Source organism: Salinigranum halophilum (assembly GCF_007004735.1).
GTDB lineage: Archaea > Halobacteriota > Halobacteria > Halobacteriales > Haloferacaceae > Salinigranum > Salinigranum halophilum.
On record NZ_SSNL01000003.1, the window covers coordinates 688,705 to 713,236 of the forward strand.

The following is a 24,532-nucleotide window of genomic DNA, read 5'->3' on the forward strand; positions in this document are numbered from 1 at the left end:
TCACCACATCGAGTCGGCCTTCTCTCCCCGAATCTTTGAGTCAGAGTGGACGTATCGCATAGTCGTACTACTACTCTTGTGACGCAACTGGTCGCGGGCGTGGTGGATTCCCTCGTTGTTGGCCCACAGAGTCGCAACACCGTGGCGAATCGAGTACCACGAGAGGTCGCGCCCCTGGCTGTCTATGTCAGCTTCTTCCAGCAATTTGTCAAGCAAGTAGTTGAGCGAGTTCGAGTCGTAGGGGTTCGCGCGTTGAGTCAGCCAGAGGTCGTCACGGCCGTCGTAGTCTTCGTAGACCTGCCGTTCGTTCATCCAGCGTCCAAGCGCATCGACCGTCTTCTGTGAGAGGGCGCACGACCAGTTCTCGTAATTCTTCGTCGATTCTTCTTTCGGGATATTGAGTTCCCCATGTTGGAGGTTCACCCAGTCGACCGTCGCGCGGCCGACCTCGATGGGCCGAAGTCCAGTATCAAGCGTGACGGAAACAAGAGATGGGACCTTCCAACAGTTCGCCCGTTTGAAGTGGTCGGGACTGATATGTTCCTTCTCGACTCCGAACCGTTGCGCTAAGTGAATTTTCAGATTCTCCCGCTCTTCAGGTGTCATCGTGCTGTTGTTGTAACTCTTGACTGTGTTGTACGAGAGTGCCGCTTCATAGAGCGCGGGGAATTCGCTCTGACGGAAGTAGTCCCGAGTGTTACTGGTGGTCGCTTGTGAGAGCTGAACCTTGCAGTCCCACTCGTGGTCAGTGTTCTCCTGATGGTTCTTGTACTTGAACAGGCGTTTGATTGCCTTCACGAAGGTCAGGAGGGTCGAGTCGGCGTAATTACTCATCAACGCTAACTCTTCCATCATCTCGTCCGCGTGCGTGGGACCGAAGTTGAGACTGTACTTCCCTTCAGTGCGCCAGAGCCAGCGGTACGCTTTATCGACCTTGTAGTTCGTCGTCTTGAGTGTCGTAGCTGAGTATCCTCGGCGGCGGGTCGGGTTCTTCCCCAGAGTGGAGAGCCACTTCAGGAAGTCCTGTTTGAACTTGCGATAATCTGCATCGACGCGCGGGCCGAACTCATCGAGCGCGGATTCAGTCTGCTGTGCGACGATACGGAAATCGTAATCCGGGGATTCGTCTGTGTTTGAGTCCATCGAGCGGGTGTGAAACTGCTATAGTGTCTGTAGGAAGCCCTACAGTAACGGTAATCGCGTGACTACGGAGGGTTCGAAAATTAGCGTCTTCTGGATTCTTCGACGTTCATTGTTGCGCCACCAAGGTCAGCGAAAAATGGCGTCAGAGTGCCCACAAGGGCGGAAGTGCGCTGGCTGGGATTTGAACCCAGGTTGTGACCATGGCAAGGTCACGTGATACCACTACACTACCAGCGCGTCCTGCGCGTTCTACGCATTAACTGCTAATGCCACGGTCATATAAAAATCCGTCCTTTCACCGACGCCGTGGCAGAGAAACACAGGACGAGAGCCTCGCTGTGACACTGTTCGCTCCCCGAACCAAACATTGATGATAGTTCTCACCCATTGACATATGAGGCACCCTACATGACGACGAAAGAGATTCTGGACCACCACTGGGATGCGTTCACGACACAGGACCTCGACATGGTGATGGAAGACTACGACGAGGGGTCTGTCGTCATCACGAACATGGGCACGTTCCGTGGACTCGACGAGATCGAGGGCCTGTTCACGAACATCTTCGACGAGTTCTCACAGGCGGGGTCGACGGCCGAACTGGAGATGGAAGAGATCGAAGGCGACACCGCGTACATCGTCTGGCACGGCGAGACGCCCGACAACCACTACGCGTTCTGCACGGACACGTTCCGCATCGAGGACGGGGTCATCACGATGCAGACGTTCGCCGGCGACGTCCAGCCGAAGTAAGCCAGGCGGGGGACGAGCGCCACCGAACGAGAACCGCTGCGAACGACTCTCCGTCCGACTCTCCTCGGCTTTCGGTTTCTCTGATTCGCGCCCGCGCGCGAGGAGTTATTCTCTGCACGCCCCTCGGGATGTCCCCCGAACGCGTGTGGGGCCCCCACACGTGAACTCTACACACGGATTCTCGTGTTTACGAGACTGTCAGGGCCTCACACCCCCACACACGATTCGCTACCCTTTTCAACGAGGCTCAGGTACGTTGGGTACAGTCTAGACGCGACGATGGACGGCTCGGCATGACACTCAGCGTACTCGTGCCGTCTTCCCTCGTCCGGGAAGCCGAGGACCAACGCGAGGCGACTCGCAAACTCGGCTACGTCGCCCGTGCGGCGACGGTGTTCCGGGCGGACCGCCTCGTCGTCTTCCCCGACCGGGAAGGCGAGACGAGGTGGGGAGGCGGGTTCGTCGAAACCGTACTCCGGTACGCCGCCACACCACCCCACCTCCGAAAGGAGGTGTGGGACAGGCGGGACGAACTGGCGTACGTCGGTGTCTTGCCGCCCCTCCGAATCGCGTCTACGACCGGCTCCGACTCGGACGAGTCGGGGTCGTTAACACAGGGAATCGTGACTGAGGTCGGACCTGAAGGCCGCGTTCGGGTCACTTGCGGACTGCAACACCCGATCTCGCTCCTCGTCCCCCCCGAGATGGCGGTCGAGGAGGGAGAGCGCGTCACCATCAGGATCTCTTCGAGAGAGCCGGTCCGTGCGCGGATCGTCGACGCCCCACAGCCGGGGTACGACGTCGCCCGTATGGACCTCGCGGAAGCGTTGGCCCGCCCCGACGCCGGGATTCGCGTGGCGACATCCCGCTTCGGGCGGCCGTTGTCCGCCGACGGTGTGGCGGACCTCTCCCGACAGGTCGCCGGAGGCGCGACAGTCGCCTTCGGCGCACCGGGTCGGGGCCTTCCGGACATCCTCGGCATCGAGACCGAGGCCGTCGCCGCCGCGGAAGGTGGCGAAGTCGAACCCGACGATCCGGGGTTCGACCTCTGGCTGAATACGATTCCGAATCAGGGCAGCGAGGTCGTGCGGACCGAAGAAGCCATGTTCGCCTCCCTCGCGTCCCTGACACTCCCAAGCCAGACGGAGTAACACACATGCCACAACCAAGCAGACCACGCAAAGGCTCGATGGGCTACAGCCCGCGAAAGCGCGCGGAGAGCGAAGTTCCGCGGTTCCGCTCGTGGCCCGACGACGAGGGGTCCCCTGCACTGCAGGGATTCGCCGGCTACAAGGCCGGAATGACCCACGTCGTCATGGTCAACGACCAGGCCAACTCCGCCCGCGAGGGGATGGAGGAATCCGTGCCGGTGACCGTCGTCGAGACGCCGCCGATGCGCGCCGTCGCCCTCAGAGCCTACGAACAGACGTCGTACGGTATGAAGCCGACCACCGAGGTGTGGGCGAGCGAGTTCCACGAGGACCTCTCGCGTACGCTCTCGCTGCCGGCCGAAGACACGTTCGACGAGGACGCCGACGACCTCCGTGCCCTCCTCGACGAGGGGGCGGTCGACGACCTGCGGATGATCACCCACACGGTCCCCGGCGCCCTCGCGAACGTCCCGAAGAAGAAGCCCGACGTGATGGAGACGCGCGTCGGCGGCGGCTCGCTCGACGAGCGCGCCGACTTCGCGCTCGACCTCCTCGCCGAGGGCGGTGAGCACGCCGTCAACGACGTGTTCCGCCCCGGTCAGTACCTCGACGTGTCGGGTATCACGAAGGGGAAGGGCACCCAGGGCCCCGTCAAGCGCTGGGGCGTCCAGAAGCGCAAAGGGAAGCACGCCCGCCAGGGGTGGCGCCGACGTATCGGCAACCTCGGCCCGTGGAACCCCTCGCGCGTGCGCTCGACCGTCCCCCAGCAGGGGCAGACGGGCTACCACCAGCGCACCGAGCTCAACAAGCGCCTCATCGACGTCGGGGACGGCTCCGACGCCAGCGTCGACGGCGGGTTCGTCAACTACGGCGAGGTCGACGGCTCGTACGCGCTCGTGAAGGGCTCGCTCCCGGGGCCGAACAAACGGCTCCTCCGATTCCGCCCGGCCGTCCGGCCGAACGACCAGCCGCGCCTCGACCCCGAGGTGCGCTACGTCTCTACCGCTTCGAACCAAGGATAATGAACGCAACAGTACGCGACCTGAACGGCGACGATGCGGGCGAGGTCGACCTCCCCGACGTGTTCGACACGCCCTTCCGCCCGGACCTCATCCAGCGGGCGGTCGTCTCCGCACAGGCCAACCGGAAGCAGGCGTACGGCGCCGACCCCTTCGCCGGGATGCGAACCCCGGCCGAGTCCATGGGTAGTGGGCGCGGCATGGCCCACGTGCCCCGTGAGAACGGGCAGGGCCGCCGCGTTCCCCAGACCGTGGGTGGCCGCAAGGCCCACCCGCCGAAGGCCGAGAAGGACCAGGGGAAGCGAATCAACGACAAGGAACGGCAGCTCGCCGTGCGGTCGGCCATCGCGGCCACTGCCGACGTCGACCTCGTCCGCGAGCGCGGGCACCAGTTCGACGACGACGTCGAACTCCCGCTCGTCGTCAGCGACGAGTTCGAATCGCTCGTCAAGACGAAAGAGGTCGTCTCCTTCCTCGAGGCCGTCGGCCTGGACGCCGACATCGAGCGCGCGGACGAACGGAAGGTCCGTGCCGGCCGCGGGAAGACCCGCGGTCGCAAGTACACGCGCCCCACGTCGATCCTCTTCGTCACGAGCGAGGAGCCGTCGAAGGCCGCTCGGAACCTCGCCGGCGTCGACGTCGCCACCGCGACGAACGTCTCCGCCGAGGACCTCGCGCCGGGCACCCACGCCGGTCGACTGACCGTGTGGACCGAGAGCGCCCTCGCGGAGGTGGCAGAGCGATGAACGGTGTCATCCACCACCCGCTCGTCACGGAGAAGGCGATGAACGAGATGGACTTCGACAACAAGCTCCAGTTCATCGTCCACCTCGACGCCACCAAAGACGAGATCAAAGCGCAGGTAGAGAGCCGATACGAGGTCACCATCGACAAAGTGAACACGCAGGTGACTCCGAAAGGTAAGAAGAAGGCGACCGTGCGTCTGTCCGAGGAGGACGACGCGCAGGAGATCGCCTCCAGAATCGGGGTGTTCTAGATGGGACGACGAATCCAGGGACAGAAACGCGGGCACGGCTCCTCGACGTACCGAGCGCCGTCGCACCGATACAAGGCTGAACTGTCGCACAAGAAGAGCGAGGAGAAGGACACCGTCTCGGGCACGGTCGTCGACATCGAGCACGACCCCGCCCGCAGCGCGCCCATCGCCGCCATCGAGTTCGAAGACGGCGACCAGCGCCTCGTCCTCGCGCCCGAGGGCATCACGGTCGGCGACACCATCCAGGTCGGTGTCTCCGCCGAGATCAAGCCCGGAAACACGCTCCCGCTCGCGGAGATCCCCGAGGGGGTTCCGGTGTGTAACGTCGAGTCGTCCCCCGGCGACGGCGGGAAGTTCGCCCGCGCGTCGGGCACCTCGGCACAGCTCCTGAGCCACGACCGCCGCGTCGCGGTCGTGAAGCTCCCCTCGGGCGAGGTCAAGCGCCTCAGCCCCGAGTGCCGAGCGACAATCGGCGTGGTGGCCGGCGGCGGTCGAACGGAGAAGCCGTTCGTCAAGGCCGGTAACAAGTACCACAAGATGCGCTCGCGCGGCTCGAAGTATCCGCGCGTTCGCGGCGTCGCGATGAACGCCGTCGACCACCCGTTCGGTGGCGGCGGTCGACAACACCCCGGCAAACCCAAGTCCGTCTCGCGTAACGCGCCGCCGGGCCGCAAGGTGGGCGACATCGCCTCCAAGCGGACCGGTCGTGGCGGCAAGGCAGGGAACAAGTAATCATGAGTTCGGAATACCGTACCGGCCGCGAGGGTGACTTCACCTACCGCGGTCACACGCTCGACGAGTTGCAGGATATGGAGCTCGACGAGGTCGCGGAACTGCTCCCCGCTCGCCAGCGGCGAACCATCACCCGAGGGCTGACGGCCCAGCACGAGAAGCTCCTGGAGAACGTCCGCGACGCGGACCCCGAGGAGACGGCCAACAACCCGATTCGGACGCACCTGCGCGACATGGTCGTCGTGCCGTCGTTCGTCGACAAGACGTTCGCCGTCTACAACGGCCAGGAGTTCGAGCGCGTGCGTATCCAGCCCGAGATGATCGGGCACTACCTGGGCGAGTTCCAGCTGACGCGGACGTCCGTCGAGCACGGCCAGGCCGGCATCGGTGCGACCCGCTCGTCGAAGTTCGTGCCACTCAAGTAAACCATGGGAATCAACTACAGCGTCGAGGCCGACCCGGAGACCACCGCCAAGGGGATGCTCCGCGACCGGCCCATCAGCCTCAAGCACAGCAAGGCCATCTCCCGTGCCATCAAGGGGAAGACGGTCACCGAGGCCGAGGCGTACCTCGAGGCCGTCATCAACGAGGAGCGCTCGGTCCCGTTCAAACAGCACAACTCCGGTGTCGGACACCGCTCCGACATCGAGGGCTGGGACGCGGGTCGCTACCCCGAGAAGGCGTCGAAGGATTTCCTGAAGCTCATCGAGAACGTCCGCAACAACGCGGACGAGCAGGGCTTCGAGGGGTCGGAGATGACCATCAAGCACGTCGCCGCCCACAAGACGGGCGAGCGTCCCGGCCGCAAACCGCGCGCGTTCGGTCGCGCCGACCCGTGGAACACGACGCTCTGTGACGTGGAACTCATCATCGAGGAGGCCCAATAATGGCAGACGAACACCAGTTCATCGAGAACGGACTTCAGCGCTCGCAGATCGACGAGTTCTTCGCGGACGAACTCGGTCGCGCCGGCTACGGCGGGATGGAGGTCGCGAAGACGCCGATGGGCACCCAGATCGTCCTCAAGGCCGAAAAGCCCGGGATGGTCATCGGGAAGGGCGGGAAGAACATCCGCAAGGTGACCCGCGAACTCGAAGACCGGTTCAACCTGGACGACCCCCAGATCGACGTCCAGGAGGTCGACGAACCCGACCTGAACGCCCGCATCGTCGCCGACCGCCTCGCCAACGCGCTCGAGCGCGGCTGGTACTTCCGGAAGGCCGGCCACACGACCATCGACCGCATCATGGAAGCCGGCGCACTCGGCGCCGAGATCGTCCTGAGCGGGAAGGTCACGGGCGCTCGCTCGCGCGTCGAGAAGTTCAACCGCGGCTACATCAAGCACAACGGTGAGCCCGCGGAGGAGATCGTCGACGAGGGTCAGGGCGTCGCCGTCATGAAGCTCGGTACCATCGGTGTCACGGTGAAGATCATCCCGCCGGGAGCCGAACTCCCCGACGACTTCTCCATCGAGGAGGACGTCGAGGTCGAGGCCGTCGAGCAGGTCGCCGAGACCGGCGGCGAGAGCGTCGAGGAACTCCTCGAGGAAGAGCCCGAGGAGGTCCCCGACTTCTCCGAGGAAGACGTCGAGGTCCCCACCGACGAGCCCGACGAGGTGCTCGACGAGGAGGTCGTCGAGGTCGAAGAGGAAGTCGTCGACGAGGCCGACGAGGAAGTCGTCGACGAGCCCGACGACACCGAGGCCGACGAAGCGGCTGCCGAGGCAGCCGCCGAAGAGGCGCTCGACGAGGAGGTCGAGGCGGAAGCCGCCGACCTCGTCGCCGAGATGGAAGCGGCCGACGACGACGAAGCCGACGAGGAGGAGGACGCGTAGATGGCGATCCTCTACACCGCGGAGATCCGCGACATGACGCCCGCCGAGCGACAGGCCGAAGTCGAGGAGCTCGAGACCGAGCTGCTCAACGCGAAGGCCGTCCAGGCGGCGGGTGGCGCGCCGGACAACCCCGGTCGCGTGAAGGAACTGAAGAAGACCATCGCCCGGATCAAGACGATCCAGACGGAAGAAGGCGACCTCGAATAATGCCGCTCACGCCCGAGACCCTGACTCGACACGAACTCAACGGCCTCCCCGTGGAGGTCAAAGCGGCCGCGAACCCCGACCTGGTCGGGATAGCGGGGCGTGTCGTCGTCGAGACGATGCGAACGCTCCACATCGACGATGGCTCTCGGGTGCGGCAGGTCCCCAAGCAGGGGACGACCTTCGAGTTCCGCCTCACGACCGCAGAGACGGCCGAAGCCCGGCCAGGCGACGCCCCTACCGTCGCCGCCGGTGCTCGGTCACGACCCGCAGACACAGATGAAGCCGCCGAAGCTGCGAAGGCTTCGGGGACCGCGTCCGAACTGGTTTCGGGACCCGCAGAATCCGCCACCGACGCCGACTCCAACGGTGAGTCGGTCGAGGCGGCACGGGTCGAAGCTGGCGAGGGCGTGGCCTACGTTACGGTGGATGGCACACAGCTGCTCTCACGACCCGCGCTCCGCACGGAGAACGCAGGTGAATCAACATGGCGTTAGGACTTAACGTACCAGAACCGGAGGAGGCCTGCTCCGACCAGCACTGTCCGTTCCACGGATCGCTTTCCGTGCGCGGACAGACGCTGGAGGGCACCGTCGCCTCCACAGACATGGACAAGACCGTCGTCGTCGAGCGCGAGTACGACGTTCGCGTCCCCAAATACGACCGGTACATGAAGCGTCGGAGTCGGATTCCGGCCCATGCACCGCCGTGTCTGGGACTCGAGCCCGGCGACACGGTCCGTATCGCAGAGACACGACCGCTCTCGAAGACGAAATCGCACGTGGTCGTCGAACGCGTCGGGGGTGACGACTGATGGAGGCACTGAAGGCCGACGTCACTCGTGGCCTCAATCGCGGCGCGCTCGTCACGTGTGCGGACAACACCGGAGCCCGTGAGCTGAAGGTCATCAGCGTCCACGGCTACTCCGGCACGAAGAACCGACAGCCCTCGGCGGGTATCGGCGACAAGGTGACCGTCTCGGTCACCAAGGGTACCCCCGAGATGCGCCGTCAGGTGCTCGAGGCCGTCATCGTCCGACAGCGGAAGACGATTCGACGACCCGACGGCACGCGCGTGAAGTTCGAAGACAACGCGGCCGTCGTCATCGACGAGATGGAAGAGCCGCGTGGGACCGAGATCAAGGGTCCCATCGCGCGCGAGGTTGCCGAACGCTTCGGGAGCATCGCATCGACAGCGACGATGATCGTCTAACCATAGAACAGCAATGACGAAACAACCACGAAAACAGCGAAACCGGACGCGCGACGCGCCGCTCCACGAGCGGCACAAGCAGGTCCGTGCCACGCTTTCGGACGACCTCCGCGAGGAGTACGGTCGGCGCAACGCCCGTGTCAACGAGGGCGACACCGTCGAAGTGCTCCGCGGGGACTACGCCGGCGAGTCCGGCGAGGTCATCGCGGTCGACCTCAAGAAAGCGGTCGTCCACGTCGAGGACGTGACCGTCGAGAAGGCCGACGGCGAGGAAGTGCCGCGGCCGCTCGACGCATCGAACGTCCGCATCACGACACTCGAGTTCCACGAGGACGACGACCGCCGCGAGGCGCGACTCCGCGCGACGGAAGCGGAGGAGGATAACGAATGACGCGACACCAGAAGCGACTCTCGGTCCCGAACACGTGGCCGGTCGAACGGAAAGAATCGACCTGGACCGTCAAGGCCGGCGCCGGCCCGCACGGTGAGGCGGGGGTTCCCCTGCTCATCCTGCTGCGGGACGTCCTCGGCTACGTCGACTCCAAGAAGGAAGCGCGCTACGCGCTCAACCAGGACAGTGTGCTGGTCAACGGCGTCGCGGTGTCGGACGAGTCCCGTCCCATCGGGATGTTCGACATCGTCGCCTTCACCCAGCGCGACGAGTACTACCGGGTCTTCCCCGACGAAGGGGGCCGCCTGGCGCTGACGCCCATCTCTGCCGACGCGGCCGACAGCCGCCTCGGCAAGGTGGTCCGCAAGCAGCAGGTGAAAGGTGGTGCCTTCCAGCTCACGCTCCACGACGGGACGAACGTCCGCGTCGAGGAGGGGAGCGACTACTCGACGAACGACTCCGTCGTCGTCGACAACGAGACGAAGGAGATCGTCGCCCACTTCGGCTACGAGGAGGGCGCGCTCGTCACGGCCGTCGACGGCCAGCACGCCGGCGAGATCGGCGAGGTCGCCGAGATCACGGTCACGCCCGGCAGCGGCTCCAACACCGTCCGCGTCGTGCGCGACGACGACAGCGAGTTCGAGACCATCGAACAGTACGTCGTCGTCATCGACGAGAACTTCACCGGCGGGTCGGAGGAGGGTGACGACTGATGTCGTCTGACTCCGACGCGGGCTTCCACGAGATGCGACAGCCCGCCGTCGAGAAGGTCGTCGTCCACATGGGCGTCGGCACCGGCGGCCGCGAACTCGCGAACGCCGAGGACATCCTCGGCGAGGTCGCGGGCCAAGAGCCGGTCCGGACGCAGTCGAAGCGTGCCAGCCAGGACTTCGGTGTCCGCCGGGGCGAACCCGTCGGCGCGAAGGTCACCCTGCGCGGGACGGTCGCCGAGGAGTTCCTCGAGACGGCGCTGCCGCTGACGGAACTCTCCGCCACGCAGTTCGACGAGTACGGGAACTTCAGCTTCGGCGTCGCCGAGCACACCGAGTTCCCGAGCCAGGAGTACGACCCCAACATCGGGATCTACGGGCTGGACGTGACGGTCAACCTCGTCCGCCCCGGCTACCGCGTGCGCAAGCGCGACAAGGCAGCCAGTTCCATCCCGTCGCGCCACAAGCTCACTCCCGAGGACGCCATCGCGTTCGTCGAGAGCGAGTTCGGCGTCGACGTGGAGGTGAGCGAAGAATGAGCGAAAGTGAGACAGAGACGGGCGAGCACGCCTCGCGACGCACCGGCATCGAGCGCGAGTGCCGTCGCTGCGAACGGAAGCAGGGCCTGGTCGGGAAGTACGACATCTTCCTCTGCCGGCAGTGCTTCCGCGAGGTCGCCCGCAACATCGGATTCAAGAAGTATCGATAACCATGGCGGACAACGATCCACTCAGCAACGCGCTCTCCGGCGTGAACAACGCCGAGAGCGTGGGCCATCTGAGCCACACGGTACAGCCCGCCTCGAACGTCATCGGCTCCGTCCTCGAGGTCTTCTACGACCGCGGGTACATCGACGGCTTCGAGTTCGTCGACGACGGCAAGGCCGGTAACTTCGAGGTCGAACTGAAAGGCGCGATCAACAAGTGTGGCGCCGTGAAGCCCCGGTACACCACCGGAGCCGACGAGTACGAGAAGTGGGAGAAGCGATACCTCCCGGCCCGCGACTACGGGACACTCATCGTCTCGACGAGTCACGGTGTCATGAGCCACTACGAGGCCCGTGAGGAGGGCCTCGGTGGCCAGGTGATCGCCTACGTCTACTGATCATGACGCGAATAGAACTCGACATCCCCGACGACGTCTCCGCCGAGATGGACCACCTCACGCTCACCGTCGAGGGGCCGGAAGGAAGCGTCTCCCGACGCCTCTGGTACCCCGACATCAGCGTCAGCGTGGACGACGGCGTAGTCGTCATCGAATCGACGGCCGAAGACGCAAAGACCAACGCGACCGTGGGCACGTTCGAGAGCCACGTGCGGAACATGTTCCACGGCGTCACCGAGGGGTGGGAGTACAAGATGGAAGTCTTCTACGCTCACTTCCCGATGCAGGTCTCTGTCGACGGTGGCCACGTGGTCATCGAGAACTTCCTCGGCGAGAAGGCCCCGCGCCGCGCGCAGATCCGCGGCGACACCGACGTACAGGTCGACGGCGAGGAAGTCACCCTCTCCGGTCCGAACAAAGAGGACGTCGGCCAGACCGCGGCCGACATCGAGCAGCTCACCCGTGTGAAGGACAAGGACACCCGCGTGTTCCAAGACGGCGTCTACATCACGGAGAAGCCGACGGCGGCAGGAGGTGCCTAGATGTCCGCTGACGAAGAAGGACCCATCGAACTCGAAGACATCAGTGGTGTCGGCCCGTCGAAAGCGGACGCGCTCCGCGAGGCCGGCTACGAGTCGGTCGAGGACGTCAAGGCCGCGAGCCAGTCCGAACTCTCGGAGGTCGACGGTATCGGCAACGCGCTCGCCGCGCGTATCAAAGCCGACGTCGGCGGCCTCGAAGTGTCCGAGGAGACCGAGGCAGAGGTCGAAGACGAGACCGAAGCCGAGGTCGAAGCCGAAGAGGCCGAAGACGTCCCGACGAAGACCGTCCCCCGCGGCCACGCGGACAAGACGCCGGAACTGGACGACGCGACCGAGCGGGCGCTCACGCAGAAGCACCGCGAGGGCAAGCCGCAGTTCAACCGGCAGGACTACCACATGAAGAAGCGGACGCCGACGTCGTGGCGGAAGCCACGCGGTAACCTCTCGAAGCAGCGCCGCGGCTACAAAGGCAAAGGCGACATGGTCGAGGCGGGCTTCCGCTCGCCGAAGGCCGCACGCGGACTGCACCCCTCGGGCTTCGAGGAGGTCCGCGTCCACAACACGGACGACCTCGAGGGTGTCGACGGCGACACCCAGGCCGTCCGCATCGCCTCGTCGGTCGGTGCCCGCAAGCGCGAGCGCATCGAAGACGAGTGCGAGGACCGTGAGATTCGCGTCCTCAACCCGACCTACATCGAGGTCGAAGTGGAGGGAGACGAATGACGGACCTGAAAGCCCAGCGACGGATGGCCGCCGACGTCCTCGACGTCGGTGCCGACCGCGTCTGGATGGACCCCGAGGAACAGGCCGAGATCGCCGACGCCATCACCCGCGAGGACGTCCGCGACCTGGTCGACCAGGGAACCATCCGCGTCAAGGACGCGAAGGGCAACTCGAAGGGACGCGCGCGCGAGCGCAAGGCCAAGCGCGACTACGGCCACCGCAAGGGTGCCGGTTCACGTCGCGGGAAGGCGGGTGCCCGCCAGAACAAGAAGAAGGCATGGATCAGCCGGATTCGCGCACAGCGGAAACGTCTCCGCAACCTGCGCGACGACGGACCGCTGTCGGCCTCCGAATACCGCACGCTCTACAACAAGGCGAGCGGTGGGGAGTTCGACAGCGTCGACCGGCTCGAATCGTACATCGAGACGCATTACGGATACGAGGTGAAATAATGGCGACAGGACCACGGTACAGAGTACCGATGCGTCGTCGCCGCGAGTCCCGAACCGACTACCATCAGAGGTTGCGCCTGCTGAAATCAGGTAAGCCGCGGCTTGTCGCTCGCGTGAGCAACAAGCACGTCAGGGCGCAGCTGGTCACCCCGGGACCGCAGGGCGACGAGACACACGTGAGTGCCTCGAGCGAGGACCTCGCCGACTACGGCTGGGAGGCTCCCACGGGGAACCTTCCGAGCGCCTACCTCACGGGCTACCTCGTGGGCCTTCGGGCCCGCGAGGCCGGCCTCGAGGAAGCGGTGCTCGATATCGGCCTGAACACGGCGACGCCTGGCAACAAGGTGTTCGCAGTACAGGAAGGCGCAATCGACGCCGGGCTCGACATCCCGCACAACGAGAGCGTGCTGGCGGACTGGTCGCGTAACCGCGGCGAGCACATCGCCGAGTACGCCGAGCAGCTCGACGAGCCGCTCTACAGCGGGGAGTTCGACGCCACGACACTGCCCGAGCACTTCGACAGCGTGCTCGAGCGACTTCAGGAGGACGCATGAGCAGAAGCAACAACGGATGGGAGCCGCGCACGCGGCTCGGCCGTATGGTACAGGACGGCGACATCACATCGATGGACCAGGCCCTCGAGTCGGGCCTCCCCCTCAAGGAGCCCGAAATCGTCGACCAGCTCCTCCCCGGACTGGACGACGACGTGCTCGACATCAACATGGTCCAGCGCATGACCGACTCCGGCCGCCGGGTGAAGTTCCGGTGTGTCGTCGCGGTGGGTAACCGCGACGGCTACCTCGGCTACGCCGAGGGCCGCGACGACCAGGTCGGCGGCGCGATTCAGAAGGCCATCGAGGTCGCCAAGCTGAACATCATCAAGGTCGACCGCGGCTCGGGCTCGTGGGAGGACCGCGCCGGCGGGACCCACTCGCTCACCCGGAAGGCAGAGGGCAAGGCCGGCTCCGTCACCGTCGAGATCATCCCCGCCCCGCGTGGGCTGGGGCTCGCGGCGTCGGAGACGACCCGGAGCATCCTCGAACTCGCCGGCGTGCAGGACGCGTGGACGAAGTCCCACGGCAACACCCGGACCACCGTGAACCTCGCGAAGGCCACCTACAACGCGCTGCGCAACGCGTCGCAGTCGCGCACGCCGCGCCGCGCGCGGCAGGTCCAGGCCGACGCCGAAGGGGAGGTGTCCGAGTGATGCAGGCCATCGTCCAGGTCCGCGGCGAGGTCGACATGAGCTCGGGCGTCCGCGACACGATGAAGATGCTCAACCTCCACGGGGTCAACCACTGCACGTTCGTCCCCGAGGAGGACACCTACCGCGGCATGATCACGAAGGTGAACGACTGGGTCGCTCACGGTGAGCCCTCGGTCGACGTCGTCGAGACGCTCCTCAGAAAGCGCGCCGAGCCCATCGAGGGCGACGCCGACCTCGACGAGGCGTGGCTCGCAGACAACACCGACTACGACGACTTCGCCTCGCTCGCGGCGGCGCTCGTCGACGAGGAGACGACGCTGCGTGAGCAGGGTCTCTCTCCCGTGCTTCGGCTTCATCCCCCGCGTGGGGGCCACAAGGGCCTGAAGCACGCCGCCCCCGAGGGTGGTCAGCTCGGTAAGCACTCGACTGAACAGATCGACGACCTCCTGGAGGCCATGCGATGACATCGAAGAAACGACGCCAGCGTGGCTCCCGGACGCACAGTGGCGGCACCCACAAGAACCGGCGTGGCGCCGGTCACCGTGGCGGTCGCGGCCGTGCGGGTCGGGCCAAACACGAGTTCCACAACTACGAACCGCTCGGCAAGCACGGCTTCAAGCGTCCCGAGGAGACGACGGACACCGTCAGCGAGGTTCGCGTCCAGAAGCTCGACGAGGACGCCGCACTCCTCGCTGCGGACGGGGTCGCCGAGGCCGACGGTGACGCGTACCACATCGACGCGCGCGACGTCGCCGAGGACGGCTACTCGGTCGACGTCGTCAAGGTGCTCGGCGGCGGGCAGGTCCGCAACGAACTGCACGTCGTCGCCGACGCCTTCACCAGCGGGGCGCGCGAGCTCATCGAGGAGGCCGGCGGCAGCGCCGAGCTGACAGAGCGCGCACAGGAAGCGGCCGAGGCCGAGGCCGACGCCGAGTCGGAAACCGAAAACGCTTCAGACGACGAGGCGAACGGAGAGTAACCCATGGGATGGAAGGAGGCCGCCGAACCGGTGCTGACGCGGATGCCCTCGGTCACCCGCCCGGAGGGGCACGTGCCCTTCCGCCGCAAGCTCGGGTGGACCGCGGGCATCCTCGTCCTGTATTTCTTCCTGACGAACGTCACCCTGTTCGGGCTCGCGACGGGCTCGGAGGACTTCTTCGGGCAGTTCCGCTCGATCCTGGCGGGGTCACAGGGGTCGATCCTCCAACTGGGGATCGGTCCCATCGTCACGGCGAGCATCGTGCTCCAACTGCTCGGCGGGGCCGACCTGCTCGGCCTCGACACGTCCGACCCCCGCGACCAGATCCTCTACCAGGGGCTGCAGAAGCTCCTGGTCGTGGTGATGATCGTCCTCACGGGGCTGCCGATGGTGTTCGCCGGGAACTTCCTCCCCGCGGACCCGGCGGTCGCGCAGTCGCTCGGCGTCGGTTCCAACAGCGTGAAGGGGCTCATCTTCGCGCAGATCGCCGTCGGCGGCATCCTCATCCTGTTCATGGACGAGGTCGTCTCGAAGTGGGGCGTCGGCTCCGGTGTCGGGCTGTTCATCATCGCCGGCGTCAGCCAGCAGCTCGTCGCCGGGCTGTTCAGCTGGGAGGCGCTCGGCCGGACCTCGGGCTTCTTCCCGACCTGGTTCGGCATCATCACCGGCTCCACTGAACTGCCGTCGGTCCTCACCGCCGAGGGCCTCCAGGCGCTGTTCCTCGGACAAGGGCAGATCCTCGCGCTCATCACGACGCTGCTCATCTTCGGCATCGTCGTGTACGCCGAGTCCGTCCGCGTCGAGATTCCCCTCTCGCACGCCCGCGTGAAGGGTGCCCGCGGTCGGTTCCCGGTGAAGCTCATCTACGCGAGTGTCCTGCCGATGATTCTCGTTCGCGCCCTGCAGGCGAACGTCCAGTTCCTCGGCCGGATTCTCAACTCCCAACTCGCGGCGATGCCGGCGTGGCTCGGTCAGTACAACGCGAACGGACAGGTCACCGGTGGCCTGTTCTACTTCCTCGCGCCCATCCAGACCCGTGCGGACTGGATGTGGTTCCTCGGGCTCACGTCGAACGAGCCGTGGGAGATCATGATCCGGATCCTCGTGGACCTGACGTTCATGATCATCGGCGGTGCCATCTTCGCCATCTTCTGGGTCGAGACGACGGGGATGGGCCCCGAAGCGACGGCCCGGCAGATCCAGAACTCCGGGATGCAAATTCCCGGCTTCCGGCGGAACCCACAGGTCATCGAGAAGGTCATGGAGCGGTACATCCCGCAGGTGACGGTCATCGGCGGGGCGCTCGTCGGCCTGCTCGCCGTCGCGGCGAACATGCTCGGCACCATCGGCCAGGTCTCCGGAACGGGGCTGCTGCTGACGGTCTCCATCACGTACAAACTGTACGAGGAGATCGCCGAAGAGCAGCTGATGGAGATGCACCCGATGATGCGCCAGATGTTCGGCGGCGGTAACTGACCACTGCCTGCCGACCCTTCTGGCGGTTCTTTCTTCCCGGCGCGAGGCTCTTTAGTCGCGCGTCCGTGTTCTCACGCGAGATGGAGTTTCCCGACCGCGACGTCGTCGCCTCGCTCCTCGACGCCCAGCCGCTGCCGTCGTTCGTCCGCGTCGACCACGACCCGTCGTCGACGACACTCTCCGAGCCGACGACCCACGTCCGCGATGCGCTCGCGCGGCTCGACCTCGATTCGCTCGCCCCCGGCGCGCGCGTCGCCGTCGGTGTCGGGAGCCGCGGCATCCACCGCATCGACGAGTACGCGGCAACCGTCGTCACCGCACTCACCGAACGGGGGTTCGACCCGGTCGTCGTCCCGGCGATGGGGAGTCACGGGGGAGCCACCGCCGAGGGCCAGCGCGAGACTCTGGCGTCGCTCGGTGTCACCGAGACGCGCGTCGGTGCCCCCATCGACGCGCGGATGGACGTCGAGCGGGTCGACGAGGTCCGCGTCGGGGAGACGTCGTATCCGGTGTTCGTCGCCTCGGCCGCACTCGACGCGGACGGGGTCGTCGTCATCAACCGCGTGAAGCCCCACACGAACTTCTCGGGCCGCATCGAGAGCGGCCTCTGCAAGATGCTCGTCGCGGGGCTCGGTAAACAGCGGGGCGCGAGCGCCTTTCACGCGACGGCGCTCACCGAGGGCTACGTCCCGGCGCTGGAGGCGGCGTTCGCGGCCATCTCGTCGGCCGTCCCGCTGGTGGGCGGCATCGCACTCGTCGAGAACGCCGACGAGGAGACCGCACACGTCGAGGCCCTCTCCGGGGCCGAGCTACTCGACCGCGAACCCGCGCTGCTGGCACGCGCCTCCGAGGAGATGGCGACCCTCCCGGTGGACGATATCGACCTGCTCGTCGTCGACGAACTCGGCAAGGACGTCTCGGGGGCGGGGATGGACACGAACGTCATCGGTCGCTACCGCGTCCTGAACGCGCCCGACCCCGACACCCCGCGAATCAAACTTATCTACGCACGGGGGCTCACCGACCGCACAGAGGGCAACGGCAACGGAATCGGCCTCGCCGACCTCACTCGCCGGGTCGCCGTCGACCAGCTCGACTTCCAGAAGACGTACGCGAACGCGCTGACGAGCGGGTCGCTGGCCAAAGCGAAGCTACCCGTGGTCGCGCCCGACGACGAACTCGCGCTTCGCATCGCGCTGTCCGCGCTGGGGAGTCCCGCCCCCGAGACGGTCCGGGTCGTCTGGATACACGACACACAGGAGCTGGGTGAGCTGTTCGTCTCCAGCGGCGTCGTCGACGACCTCCCGGACACGGCGACGGTGACTGGCGAGGTGGCACTCGCGTTCGACGACGGGACGGCCCGGTTCGACCCGCGCTGACGCGCCGTCGGCTCGGCTCCGACCCGATTTCCGCTACGGCTAGTTTTTCACCGCTCTCGGGGGTACGGCGTGACATGGACTTACACATCGAGGGAAACGCGGCGCTCGTGACCGCGTCGTCCAGCGGGCTGGGAAAGGCATCCGCGAAGGCACTCGCCCGCGAGGGGGTGAACGTCGTCGTCAACGGACGTGACGAGGCGCGCCTCGCGGACGCGGCGGCCGAGGTCCGGGAGGTCGCGACCGGCGAGGTCGTCGCGCAGCCGGGAGACATCACGGACCCCGAGGACGTCTCGACGCTGGTCGCGACCACCGTCGAGGAGTTCGGCGGGCTCGACCACCTCGTGACGAGCGCCGGTGGGCCGCCGTCGGGCGCGTTCCTCGACACCGACGACGAGGACTGGTACGACGCGTACGACCTCCTCGTCATGAGTGTCGTCCGCCTGGCACGCGAGGCCGCCCCGCACCTGCGTGAGGGTGACGGCGGCACCATCGTCACCATCACCTCCCGGAGTGTCAAGGAGGCGCTCGATAGCCTCGTGCTCTCGAACTCGGTCCGGATGAGCGTCATCGGGCTGGAGAAGACGCTCTCGAAGGAGTTCGCCCCCGAGGTTCGGGCGAACGCCGTCCTGCCGGGCGCACACGAGACAGCGCGCATCCGCGAACTGGTCGAACAGGCCGTCGACCGCGGCGAGTACGACTCCTACGAGGCGGGCGTCAGCGGGTGGGCGGACAACCCCCTCGAACGCGTGGGCGACCCGATGGAACTCGGCAACACGGTCGCGTTCCTCTCCTCGCCGCAGTCGGGGTTCATCAACGGCACCGCCATCCCCATCGACGGCGGGAGTTCGGGGTCGAACCTGTGATGAAGAGTGTCGTACGTCAGCGCGGTACTCCGCCGGTCCCGCAGTCGGCGGCACCCGATGAACAGGGACAACAGTCCTCATGAAGCCCGTCGACTTCGACGACGCGGCGTCGTACGAACCGGACGAGGGCTGGCGTCGCGTCGCGCTGGCGGGGAGCGACCAGTTCTCGTTCGAGTGGTTCGAGAAACCGCCGGGACACGCCTCGCCGATGCACGACCACGAGAACGAGCAGGTGTGTGTCTGTCTGGAGGGGGAACTGACGGTCGAGACCGATTCGGGGTCGGTCTCCCTCGGGGCGTACGACTCGGTCCTCTTGGAGGCGGGGGAGCCACACCGCGTCGAGAACACCGGCGACGAACGGGCCGTCGGGCTCGACGTCTTCGCGCCGGGCCGGTCGTTCGACTTCTGGACCGACCGGGACTGACCTACTTCTCGCGGTTCTCGCGGTTCTCGCGGCCGACGAGAAGGAGGTTGACGCCGAGAACGACCGCCACCGCGACACCGATACGCGTCCAGTCGGCGGGCGTGGGCACCACGACGCCGAAGAGCCCCGACAGCGGGGTGTAGAGGACGAGCGCGTGTAAGATGAGCGACGCGGCGACGGCCGCGAGCAGCCAGGGGTTCGACGCGAACGAGTGGCCGAACCGCCGGCGGATGATCTGGACGAGTCCCATCTCCGAGACGACGAAGAAGGTGAACAAGACGGTCTGTGCACGCGCGAGCGACCCGAACGTCGAGAGCGACTCGAAGAAGAGGACGACCCCCACGGCGGCGAGCGTCAGTCCGATGGTGATGATGGACACGGCGACCCCGCGGTCGATGACGCCGTCGTCGGCCTCCCGGGGGTCGCGTTCGAGCACGTCTTCGGCGGTGGGGTCGACCCCGAGCGCCAGCGCCGGCGGGCCGTCGGTGACGAGGTTGATCCACAGGAGCATCACCGGGGTGAGAATCAGTGCCTCGGTCTGGGCGGCGAACAACTGCGGGAAGAGGATACTGCCGACCAGCACCCCCACGAACACCGTGAACACCTCGCCGGCGTTCGCAGAGAGGAGGAAGGTGACGAACGCCCGGATGTTGTCGAAGATGCCTCTCCCCTCGGAGACGGCGTCGCGGATGGTGGCGAAGTTGTCGTCACGCAGCACCATGTCCGAGGCGTCGCGCGTGACGTCCGTCCCGCGCTGACCCATGGCGACGCCGACGTCGGCCGTCCGGACCCCGGGCGCGTCGTTGACCCCGTCGCCCGTCATCGCGACGGTGTGTCCGTTCGCCTGGAGCGCCTTGAGGACCCGGACCTTCTGTTCGGGGGTCGCTCGGGCGAACACCTCCACGGACTCGACGCGGTCGCGCAGTTCCTCGTCGGACAGGGCGGCGAGTTCGGTCCCGGTCATCGCGCCCGTCGGGTCGAAGCCGACCTCCGCGCCCACCGCCTTCGCCGTCTCGACGTTGTCGCCGGTCACCATGACGACGCGGATGCCCGCCTTCCGGCAGTCGGCGACGGCGTCGGGCACCTCCTCCCGTGGGGGGTCGATCATCCCCTGCAGACCGAGGAAGGTGAGCCCCGTCTCGAGTTCCTCCTCGTCGGCGTCGGGGTCGACACCCGCCTTCGAGGCGAAGCCGAGGACGCGCAGCGCGTCCCCCGCGAACTCGTCGACGGACGCGAGGAACTCCTGGCGGTGCTCGTCGGTCAACTCCCGTGTCTCTCCGTCGACGAGGACGGTGTCACAGCGGTCGAGGACGACCTCTGGTGCGCCCTTCGTGTAGGCGGTGTGGTCCCCCTCCTCCCGGACGACGACCGTCATCCGCTGGCGCTCCGAGGAGAAGGGGACCTCGGCCACTCGCTCGCTGTCGTCTTCGACACCCGCCTTCAGCGCCGACACGAGCAGGGCGACCTCCGTCGGGTCACCGATGTACTGCTTCTCGGCGTCACCACTCGCGTCCTCGACGCGTTCGGCGTTGTTACAGCAGAGGCCACAGCGGAGGATGGGTTCGAGGGGCGACACCGACGCGGACTCGCCGTCGACGTGGAACTCCCCGTCGGGGTCCAGTCCCGACCCGGTCACCTCGTACGTCGTCTCCCCGGTCGCGATGCGCGTGACCGTCATCTGGCTCTCGGTCAGGGTGCCGGTCTTGTCCGTGAGGATGACGTCGACGGAGCCGAGGCTCTCGACGACGGGGAGCCGTCGCACGAGGGCGTTGCGGTCGACCATCCGCCGCGCGCCGAGTGCGAGCGTCAGCGTCACCACGGCCGGCAACCCCTCGGGGACGGCCGCGACGGCGAGCGTGATGGCGGTCAACAGGACGGCGACGACGTTCGCCTCCGTGAGGAGCAGTTGGACGGCGACGACGAGCACGATGAGCGCGCCGACACCGAGGCCGATACGGCGACCGAGCGTGTCGACCTCGCGCTGGAACGGCGTCTCGTTGTCGGGGGCCGACTGCAACTGCGTCGCGATACCGCCGACCTCGGTGTCCATTCCGGTGTCGACGACGACGGCGACGCCGCGGCCAGCGACGACCGTGGTGTTCATGTAGACCATGTTCTCCCGCTCGGCCAGCGGGGTCTCCGCGTCGACCTCGCCGGTCGTCTTCGAGACGCTCGCGCTCTCGCCCGTCAGCGCCGCCTCGTTCGCCGCGAGCGCCCCCGCCTCGACGAGACGGGCGTCCGCGGGGACGGCGTCACCCGCCTCGAGGACGACGACGTCGCCCGGAACGACGGTCGTCGCGTCGACGACCTCCCGTGTTCCGTCCCGGACGACGGTCGCGTCCGGCGTCGACATCGCTCGAAGCCGCTCCAGTGACTGCTCGGCGCGGTAGTCCTGGACGAAGCCGAACACGCCGTTGCCGAGGAGGATGAGCAGGATGAGGCCGGCGTCGACGTAACTCGGCTCTTCTCCCGGCAGGAGTCCCGTCGCGAGCGAGAGCCCCGCGGCGAGGATGAGGAGGTAGATGAGCGCGTCCTGGAACTGGGCGACGAACAGCGCCAGCGGTGAGACCTCCGTGTCGTCGTGAATCTCGTTGGGGCCGTACTCGTCGAGTCGACGCGCCGCCTCCTCGTCTGTCAGACCCGACTCGCTCGTCTCGAACGCGCCGAAGACCTCGTCGAGCGCGCGTGCGTGCCACTCACCCTGCTCGTCCCTCGGACGTGTCTGTGCCTCACTCATCCGTGACCCAGGCTGTGTCGGGGTTCACCGTTCCGCGGCGATTCGAACGTGCAGGTGGTGACGGCGAAGCGGACATAGCGATTCCTGTCGGTACAGTCACAGGGATGTGGTTTAGCTACTGCGCCGCCGACTGCGTCACTCCTCGGCAGGGTCGACCGTGTCGGCGTCGTGGCCGCGGAAGTTCTCGAGCAGGCCGTCGGCGAACACGACGACCACGAGCGCGCCGACCAGGTCGAACACCAGGTCGAGGGCCGTGTCGACCCGTCCGTACGAGACGAGGACCGGTTCGATGCCGACACGCCGAGAGAGCCAGTGGGTGATGTACTCGGCGACCTCCCAGAGGACGCCCCCGGCGACGACGCCGGCGAGGACGTGCGGCCGCGGGTCGCGCCCCATGCGTCGCGCGACGGTGTGGGTGAGGCCTCCGAGGAGTGTCGCCGCGTGGACGTGTGTCAGGTGGTCCCACCACCAGACGTCGTCGTAGGGGCCGAGCATGCCGACGGCGTGCGTGAGCATCGCCGACTCCGTGTAGACGCGCTGCCACGGGCGAAACGCCACCGGGTAGCGCCGCTCGACGACGTCGGGCAGGAAACTCCCCGCGAGCGCGAGGAGCGCGTTCACGACCGCGCCGTAGTCACGCCGGCGGATTCCGACGGCGAGGACCGCCACGATGCCGACGCGGATGGCTCGCTCCACCGTCCGCGTGACCGCTTGCCGGATATCACTCGACACGTTCGCTCACCGTCAGTGTGACCCCGCGGGGGTGAAAACGTTCCGTCCGACCGACCCGCCGGTGGCGTTCGGGCCCGGCGTGCCGTGTCGCGCCGCCGCTCACCGGCTGAACCGGAGCTCCTTCGCGGGGTCTTCTGCGACCACCCACCAGCGGACGTCGGCCTTCGGGTGTCGGCGCTCCACGTGGCTCTCGAGTTCCTCGCCCGTCTCGAAGTCCCGTCCACAGAGGTTACAGCGATGGTGTCGTTTCGATGCCATGTGTCGAGGGAGGCCGTCCACAGTAATGACGGTTTCTCCGGTCAGGCGAGTCGCGTCGCGAACCAGTCCGCCGCGAGGTCGGCCACTCGTTCGAGTTCCCCGGGCCCCTCGAAGAGGTGTCCGGCCCCGTCGACGACTTCCAGTCCCTTCGCGCAGGTGAGGCGCTCGTAGGCGTCGCGGTTGAGCGCCAGCACGTCGGTGTCCGCGCCACCGACGATGAATAGCGTCGCGGCCGTGACGCGCGGCAGGTGGTCGGACGCGAGGTCGACCCGCCCGCCGCGTGAGACGACCGCCCCGACGTCGTCGCCGCGCTCGGCCGCGGCGCGGAGTGCGGCGGCCGCCCCCGTGCTCGACCCGAAGTAGCCGAGGTTCATGCGCGCCGTCTCCGGGCGTTCGCGCAGCCAGTCGGTCACGCCGAGCAGGCGCTCTGTCAGGAGGTCGATGTCGAACCGCGTCTCGTACGTTTCGTCCTCCTCGGCGGTGAGGAGGTCGAACAGGAGCGTCCCCACCCCGTGGTCGCGAAGGACCGACGCGACGGCGGTGTTGCGTGGGCTGTGCCTGCTGCTCCCGCTCCCGTGGGCGAACACGACCAGTCCCGTCGCGGCGTCGGGGATGCGGAGTTCGCCGTCGAGGCGGACCGCGTCGACGGGAATCTCGACTGTCCGGGCTGTCATGCGTGGAGTGACGCGCGCGGAACATGTCAACGTATCGTCGGGCGGGTGGAACGGGTCGGCGACCCCGCCTGCGTCCGGCCACCGGCTCCCCGCAGTGACAGGTACCTATACCACCGTGGAGCCAGAAGACGCCGCTGTGACGGACACTGACCGCACGGCCATCCTCGGCGGGACGTTCACACCGATCCACAACGGTCACCGTGCGCTCTTACACGCGGCGTTCCAGACTGCCAGCCACGACGGGCCCGGAGACGGGCACGTCGTCGTCGGGCTCACGTCCTCGGACCTCGCCACGCGGACCCGAAGCGACCCCGAACAGGCGGCCCTCTTCGGTTCCTACGCCGAGCGCCGCGCCGCGCTCGCCGACGAACTCGACCTGCTGAGCCGCGCGTACACCGCCTCCTACGAGATTACGAAGCTGACCGACCCGCGGGGGCCGGCCGCGACGGACGACGACATCGACGCGCTCATCGCCTCGCCCGAGTCGAAGGCACAGCGCCGTGCCCACGAAATCAACCGCCAGCGGCTCGAACAGGGGTTGTGTCCACTGGAGGTCCACACCGCCCCGTTCGTCGTCGCCGAGGACGGCACCCGAATCAGCAGCACGCGCATCCGCCGCGGCGAGATAGACGTCCACGGTCGCGTCCTGGGCGGCCGCGGCGAGGACTCGTCGCCGACGGGGTGAGCGAACGGTGTCGGCCGTGTTCCGCCGTCGCGCCGTCGTGTGAACGGTCGGTTCGTTCTTTCACCGACGAGAGACGCCGCCGAGCCGTCCGTTCGACGCCGGTAGCTCTGTCGCCATCGTCTGTGACAAACTCGTTCGCAGTTTATTCACG

35 protein-coding genes and 1 tRNA gene are annotated in these 24,532 nt (G+C 66.8%); 30 read left to right on the forward strand and 6 right to left on the reverse strand.

What is annotated here, in order from left to right:
- Window positions 1-1,143 carry a tyrosine-type recombinase/integrase gene (locus tag E6N53_RS08090; protein ID WP_142858280.1) on the reverse strand — a complete coding sequence of 381 codons (1,143 nt, stop codon included), beginning with the start codon at window positions 1,141-1,143 and terminating at the stop codon, window positions 1-3.
- Window positions 1,144-1,309: 166 nt separating this feature from the next.
- Window positions 1,310-1,380, reverse strand: a tRNA-Gly gene (locus E6N53_RS08095).
- A gap of 171 nt (window positions 1,381-1,551) precedes the next feature.
- On the opposite strand from E6N53_RS08095, the gene E6N53_RS08100 reads away from it, so the two are divergent.
- From E6N53_RS08100 to E6N53_RS08240, 29 genes are all read left to right on the forward strand, one after another.
- Window positions 1,552-1,896 (forward strand): nuclear transport factor 2 family protein, encoded by a 345-nt coding sequence (locus tag E6N53_RS08100; protein ID WP_142858282.1) that lies wholly within the window; start codon window positions 1,552-1,554, stop codon window positions 1,894-1,896.
- A 293-nt stretch (window positions 1,897-2,189) separates the two neighbouring features.
- Window positions 2,190-3,047 carry a putative RNA uridine N3 methyltransferase gene (locus E6N53_RS08105; protein WP_142858284.1) on the forward strand — a complete coding sequence of 286 codons (858 nt, stop codon included), beginning with the start codon at window positions 2,190-2,192 and terminating at the stop codon, window positions 3,045-3,047.
- Between the two features lie 5 nt (window positions 3,048-3,052).
- Window positions 3,053-4,069, forward strand: coding sequence for a 50S ribosomal protein L3 (locus E6N53_RS08110; protein WP_142858286.1), 1,017 nt, complete (start codon window positions 3,053-3,055; stop codon window positions 4,067-4,069).
- Entirely contained in the window at window positions 4,069-4,812 is a 744-nt protein-coding gene (rpl4p, locus tag E6N53_RS08115) for a 50S ribosomal protein L4 (RefSeq protein ID WP_142858288.1), read from the forward strand. Before E6N53_RS08110 ends, rpl4p begins: the two co-directional genes overlap by 1 nt.
- Window positions 4,809-5,063 (forward strand): 50S ribosomal protein L23, encoded by a 255-nt coding sequence (locus E6N53_RS08120; protein ID WP_136589348.1) that lies wholly within the window; start codon window positions 4,809-4,811, stop codon window positions 5,061-5,063. The genes rpl4p and E6N53_RS08120 overlap by 4 nt, the downstream gene beginning before the upstream one ends.
- Window positions 5,064-5,795, forward strand: a complete 732-nt coding sequence (locus E6N53_RS08125; protein ID WP_136589347.1) for a 50S ribosomal protein L2 — start codon at window positions 5,064-5,066, stop codon at window positions 5,793-5,795.
- 2 nt (window positions 5,796-5,797) lie between these two features.
- A complete protein-coding gene (locus tag E6N53_RS08130; RefSeq protein ID WP_136589346.1) occupies window positions 5,798-6,220 on the forward strand; it encodes a 30S ribosomal protein S19 in 423 nt (140 codons plus the stop codon).
- 3 nt (window positions 6,221-6,223) lie between these two features.
- Complete coding sequence (locus E6N53_RS08135) at window positions 6,224-6,682, forward strand: 50S ribosomal protein L22 (RefSeq protein ID WP_136589345.1); 459 nt, start codon at window positions 6,224-6,226, stop codon at window positions 6,680-6,682.
- Window positions 6,682-7,629, forward strand: a complete 948-nt coding sequence (locus tag E6N53_RS08140) for a 30S ribosomal protein S3 (RefSeq protein WP_142858290.1) — start codon at window positions 6,682-6,684, stop codon at window positions 7,627-7,629. The genes E6N53_RS08135 and E6N53_RS08140 overlap by 1 nt, the downstream gene beginning before the upstream one ends.
- Window positions 7,630-7,836 (forward strand): 50S ribosomal protein L29, encoded by a 207-nt coding sequence (gene rpmC / locus E6N53_RS08145; protein ID WP_136589343.1) that lies wholly within the window; start codon window positions 7,630-7,632, stop codon window positions 7,834-7,836.
- Window positions 7,836-8,330 (forward strand): ribonuclease P protein component 1, encoded by a 495-nt coding sequence (locus E6N53_RS08150; protein ID WP_142858292.1) that lies wholly within the window; start codon window positions 7,836-7,838, stop codon window positions 8,328-8,330. Before rpmC ends, E6N53_RS08150 begins: the two co-directional genes overlap by 1 nt.
- Entirely contained in the window at window positions 8,321-8,647 is a 327-nt protein-coding gene (locus E6N53_RS08155; RefSeq protein ID WP_136589341.1) for a 30S ribosomal protein S17, read from the forward strand. The genes E6N53_RS08150 and E6N53_RS08155 overlap by 10 nt, the downstream gene beginning before the upstream one ends.
- Complete coding sequence (locus E6N53_RS08160; RefSeq protein ID WP_136589340.1) at window positions 8,647-9,045, forward strand: 50S ribosomal protein L14; 399 nt, start codon at window positions 8,647-8,649, stop codon at window positions 9,043-9,045. Before E6N53_RS08155 ends, E6N53_RS08160 begins: the two co-directional genes overlap by 1 nt.
- Window positions 9,046-9,058: 13 nt before the next feature.
- Entirely contained in the window at window positions 9,059-9,436 is a 378-nt protein-coding gene (gene rplX / locus E6N53_RS08165) for a 50S ribosomal protein L24 (RefSeq protein ID WP_136589339.1), read from the forward strand.
- On the forward strand, window positions 9,433-10,149 hold the full coding sequence (locus E6N53_RS08170; protein WP_142858294.1) for a 30S ribosomal protein S4e: 717 nt from the start codon (window positions 9,433-9,435) through the stop codon (window positions 10,147-10,149). The genes rplX and E6N53_RS08170 overlap by 4 nt, the downstream gene beginning before the upstream one ends.
- Window positions 10,149-10,685 (forward strand): 50S ribosomal protein L5, encoded by a 537-nt coding sequence (locus tag E6N53_RS08175; protein WP_136589337.1) that lies wholly within the window; start codon window positions 10,149-10,151, stop codon window positions 10,683-10,685. The genes E6N53_RS08170 and E6N53_RS08175 overlap by 1 nt, the downstream gene beginning before the upstream one ends.
- Entirely contained in the window at window positions 10,682-10,855 is a 174-nt protein-coding gene (locus E6N53_RS08180) for a 30S ribosomal protein S14 (RefSeq protein ID WP_103426607.1), read from the forward strand. Before E6N53_RS08175 ends, E6N53_RS08180 begins: the two co-directional genes overlap by 4 nt.
- A 2-nt stretch (window positions 10,856-10,857) precedes the next feature.
- Window positions 10,858-11,250 (forward strand): 30S ribosomal protein S8, encoded by a 393-nt coding sequence (locus E6N53_RS08185; RefSeq protein ID WP_136589336.1) that lies wholly within the window; start codon window positions 10,858-10,860, stop codon window positions 11,248-11,250.
- 2 nt (window positions 11,251-11,252) lie between these two features.
- Entirely contained in the window at window positions 11,253-11,792 is a 540-nt protein-coding gene (locus E6N53_RS08190) for a 50S ribosomal protein L6 (RefSeq protein ID WP_136589335.1), read from the forward strand.
- Window positions 11,793-12,515: a 50S ribosomal protein L32e gene (locus tag E6N53_RS08195; RefSeq protein ID WP_142858296.1), complete on the forward strand. Its 723-nt coding sequence runs from the start codon at window positions 11,793-11,795 to the stop codon at window positions 12,513-12,515.
- Complete coding sequence (locus E6N53_RS08200; RefSeq protein WP_136589333.1) at window positions 12,512-12,967, forward strand: 50S ribosomal protein L19e; 456 nt, start codon at window positions 12,512-12,514, stop codon at window positions 12,965-12,967. Before E6N53_RS08195 ends, E6N53_RS08200 begins: the two co-directional genes overlap by 4 nt.
- On the forward strand, window positions 12,967-13,521 hold the full coding sequence (locus tag E6N53_RS08205) for a 50S ribosomal protein L18 (protein WP_136589332.1): 555 nt from the start codon (window positions 12,967-12,969) through the stop codon (window positions 13,519-13,521). Before E6N53_RS08200 ends, E6N53_RS08205 begins: the two co-directional genes overlap by 1 nt.
- Window positions 13,518-14,174, forward strand: a complete 657-nt coding sequence (locus tag E6N53_RS08210; RefSeq protein WP_142858298.1) for a 30S ribosomal protein S5 — start codon at window positions 13,518-13,520, stop codon at window positions 14,172-14,174. The genes E6N53_RS08205 and E6N53_RS08210 overlap by 4 nt, the downstream gene beginning before the upstream one ends.
- Window positions 14,174-14,638: a 50S ribosomal protein L30 gene (locus E6N53_RS08215; RefSeq protein WP_142858300.1), complete on the forward strand. Its 465-nt coding sequence runs from the start codon at window positions 14,174-14,176 to the stop codon at window positions 14,636-14,638. The genes E6N53_RS08210 and E6N53_RS08215 overlap by 1 nt, the downstream gene beginning before the upstream one ends.
- Complete coding sequence (locus E6N53_RS08220; RefSeq protein WP_136601073.1) at window positions 14,635-15,153, forward strand: uL15m family ribosomal protein; 519 nt, start codon at window positions 14,635-14,637, stop codon at window positions 15,151-15,153. The genes E6N53_RS08215 and E6N53_RS08220 overlap by 4 nt, the downstream gene beginning before the upstream one ends.
- A gap of 3 nt (window positions 15,154-15,156) precedes the next feature.
- On the forward strand, window positions 15,157-16,629 hold the full coding sequence (secY, locus tag E6N53_RS08225; RefSeq protein WP_142858302.1) for a preprotein translocase subunit SecY: 1,473 nt from the start codon (window positions 15,157-15,159) through the stop codon (window positions 16,627-16,629).
- An 80-nt stretch (window positions 16,630-16,709) separates the two neighbouring features.
- Window positions 16,710-18,008, forward strand: a complete 1,299-nt coding sequence (locus E6N53_RS08230; protein WP_142858304.1) for a nickel pincer cofactor-dependent isomerase, group 22 — start codon at window positions 16,710-16,712, stop codon at window positions 18,006-18,008.
- 74 nt (window positions 18,009-18,082) lie between these two features.
- On the forward strand, window positions 18,083-18,871 hold the full coding sequence (locus tag E6N53_RS08235) for an SDR family oxidoreductase (RefSeq protein WP_136589326.1): 789 nt from the start codon (window positions 18,083-18,085) through the stop codon (window positions 18,869-18,871).
- A 79-nt stretch (window positions 18,872-18,950) separates the two neighbouring features.
- Complete coding sequence (locus E6N53_RS08240) at window positions 18,951-19,295, forward strand: cupin domain-containing protein (RefSeq protein WP_142858306.1); 345 nt, start codon at window positions 18,951-18,953, stop codon at window positions 19,293-19,295.
- A gap of 1 nt (window position 19,296) precedes the next feature.
- On the opposite strand, the gene E6N53_RS08245 is transcribed toward E6N53_RS08240, so the two are convergent.
- From E6N53_RS08245 to E6N53_RS08255, 4 genes are all read right to left on the reverse strand, one after another.
- Window positions 19,297-22,032, reverse strand: a complete 2,736-nt coding sequence (locus tag E6N53_RS08245; RefSeq protein ID WP_142858308.1) for a cation-translocating P-type ATPase — start codon at window positions 22,030-22,032, stop codon at window positions 19,297-19,299.
- A gap of 135 nt (window positions 22,033-22,167) precedes the next feature.
- Entirely contained in the window at window positions 22,168-22,764 is a 597-nt protein-coding gene (locus tag E6N53_RS08250; RefSeq protein ID WP_142858310.1) for a DUF2238 domain-containing protein, read from the reverse strand.
- A 99-nt stretch (window positions 22,765-22,863) separates the two neighbouring features.
- On the reverse strand, window positions 22,864-23,022 hold the full coding sequence (locus tag E6N53_RS20995; protein ID WP_201740125.1) for a hypothetical protein: 159 nt from the start codon (window positions 23,020-23,022) through the stop codon (window positions 22,864-22,866).
- 41 nt (window positions 23,023-23,063) lie between these two features.
- Window positions 23,064-23,696, reverse strand: a complete 633-nt coding sequence (locus E6N53_RS08255) for a dienelactone hydrolase family protein (RefSeq protein WP_142858312.1) — start codon at window positions 23,694-23,696, stop codon at window positions 23,064-23,066.
- 136 nt (window positions 23,697-23,832) lie between these two features.
- Between E6N53_RS08255 and E6N53_RS08260 the strand changes: the two genes are divergently transcribed.
- The gene (locus E6N53_RS08260; protein ID WP_236642321.1) at window positions 23,833-24,381 is read left to right on the forward strand and encodes a phosphopantetheine adenylyltransferase; all 549 of its coding nucleotides are present in this window, start codon (window positions 23,833-23,835) and stop codon (window positions 24,379-24,381) included.
- Window positions 24,382-24,532: the final 151 nt, after the last annotated feature.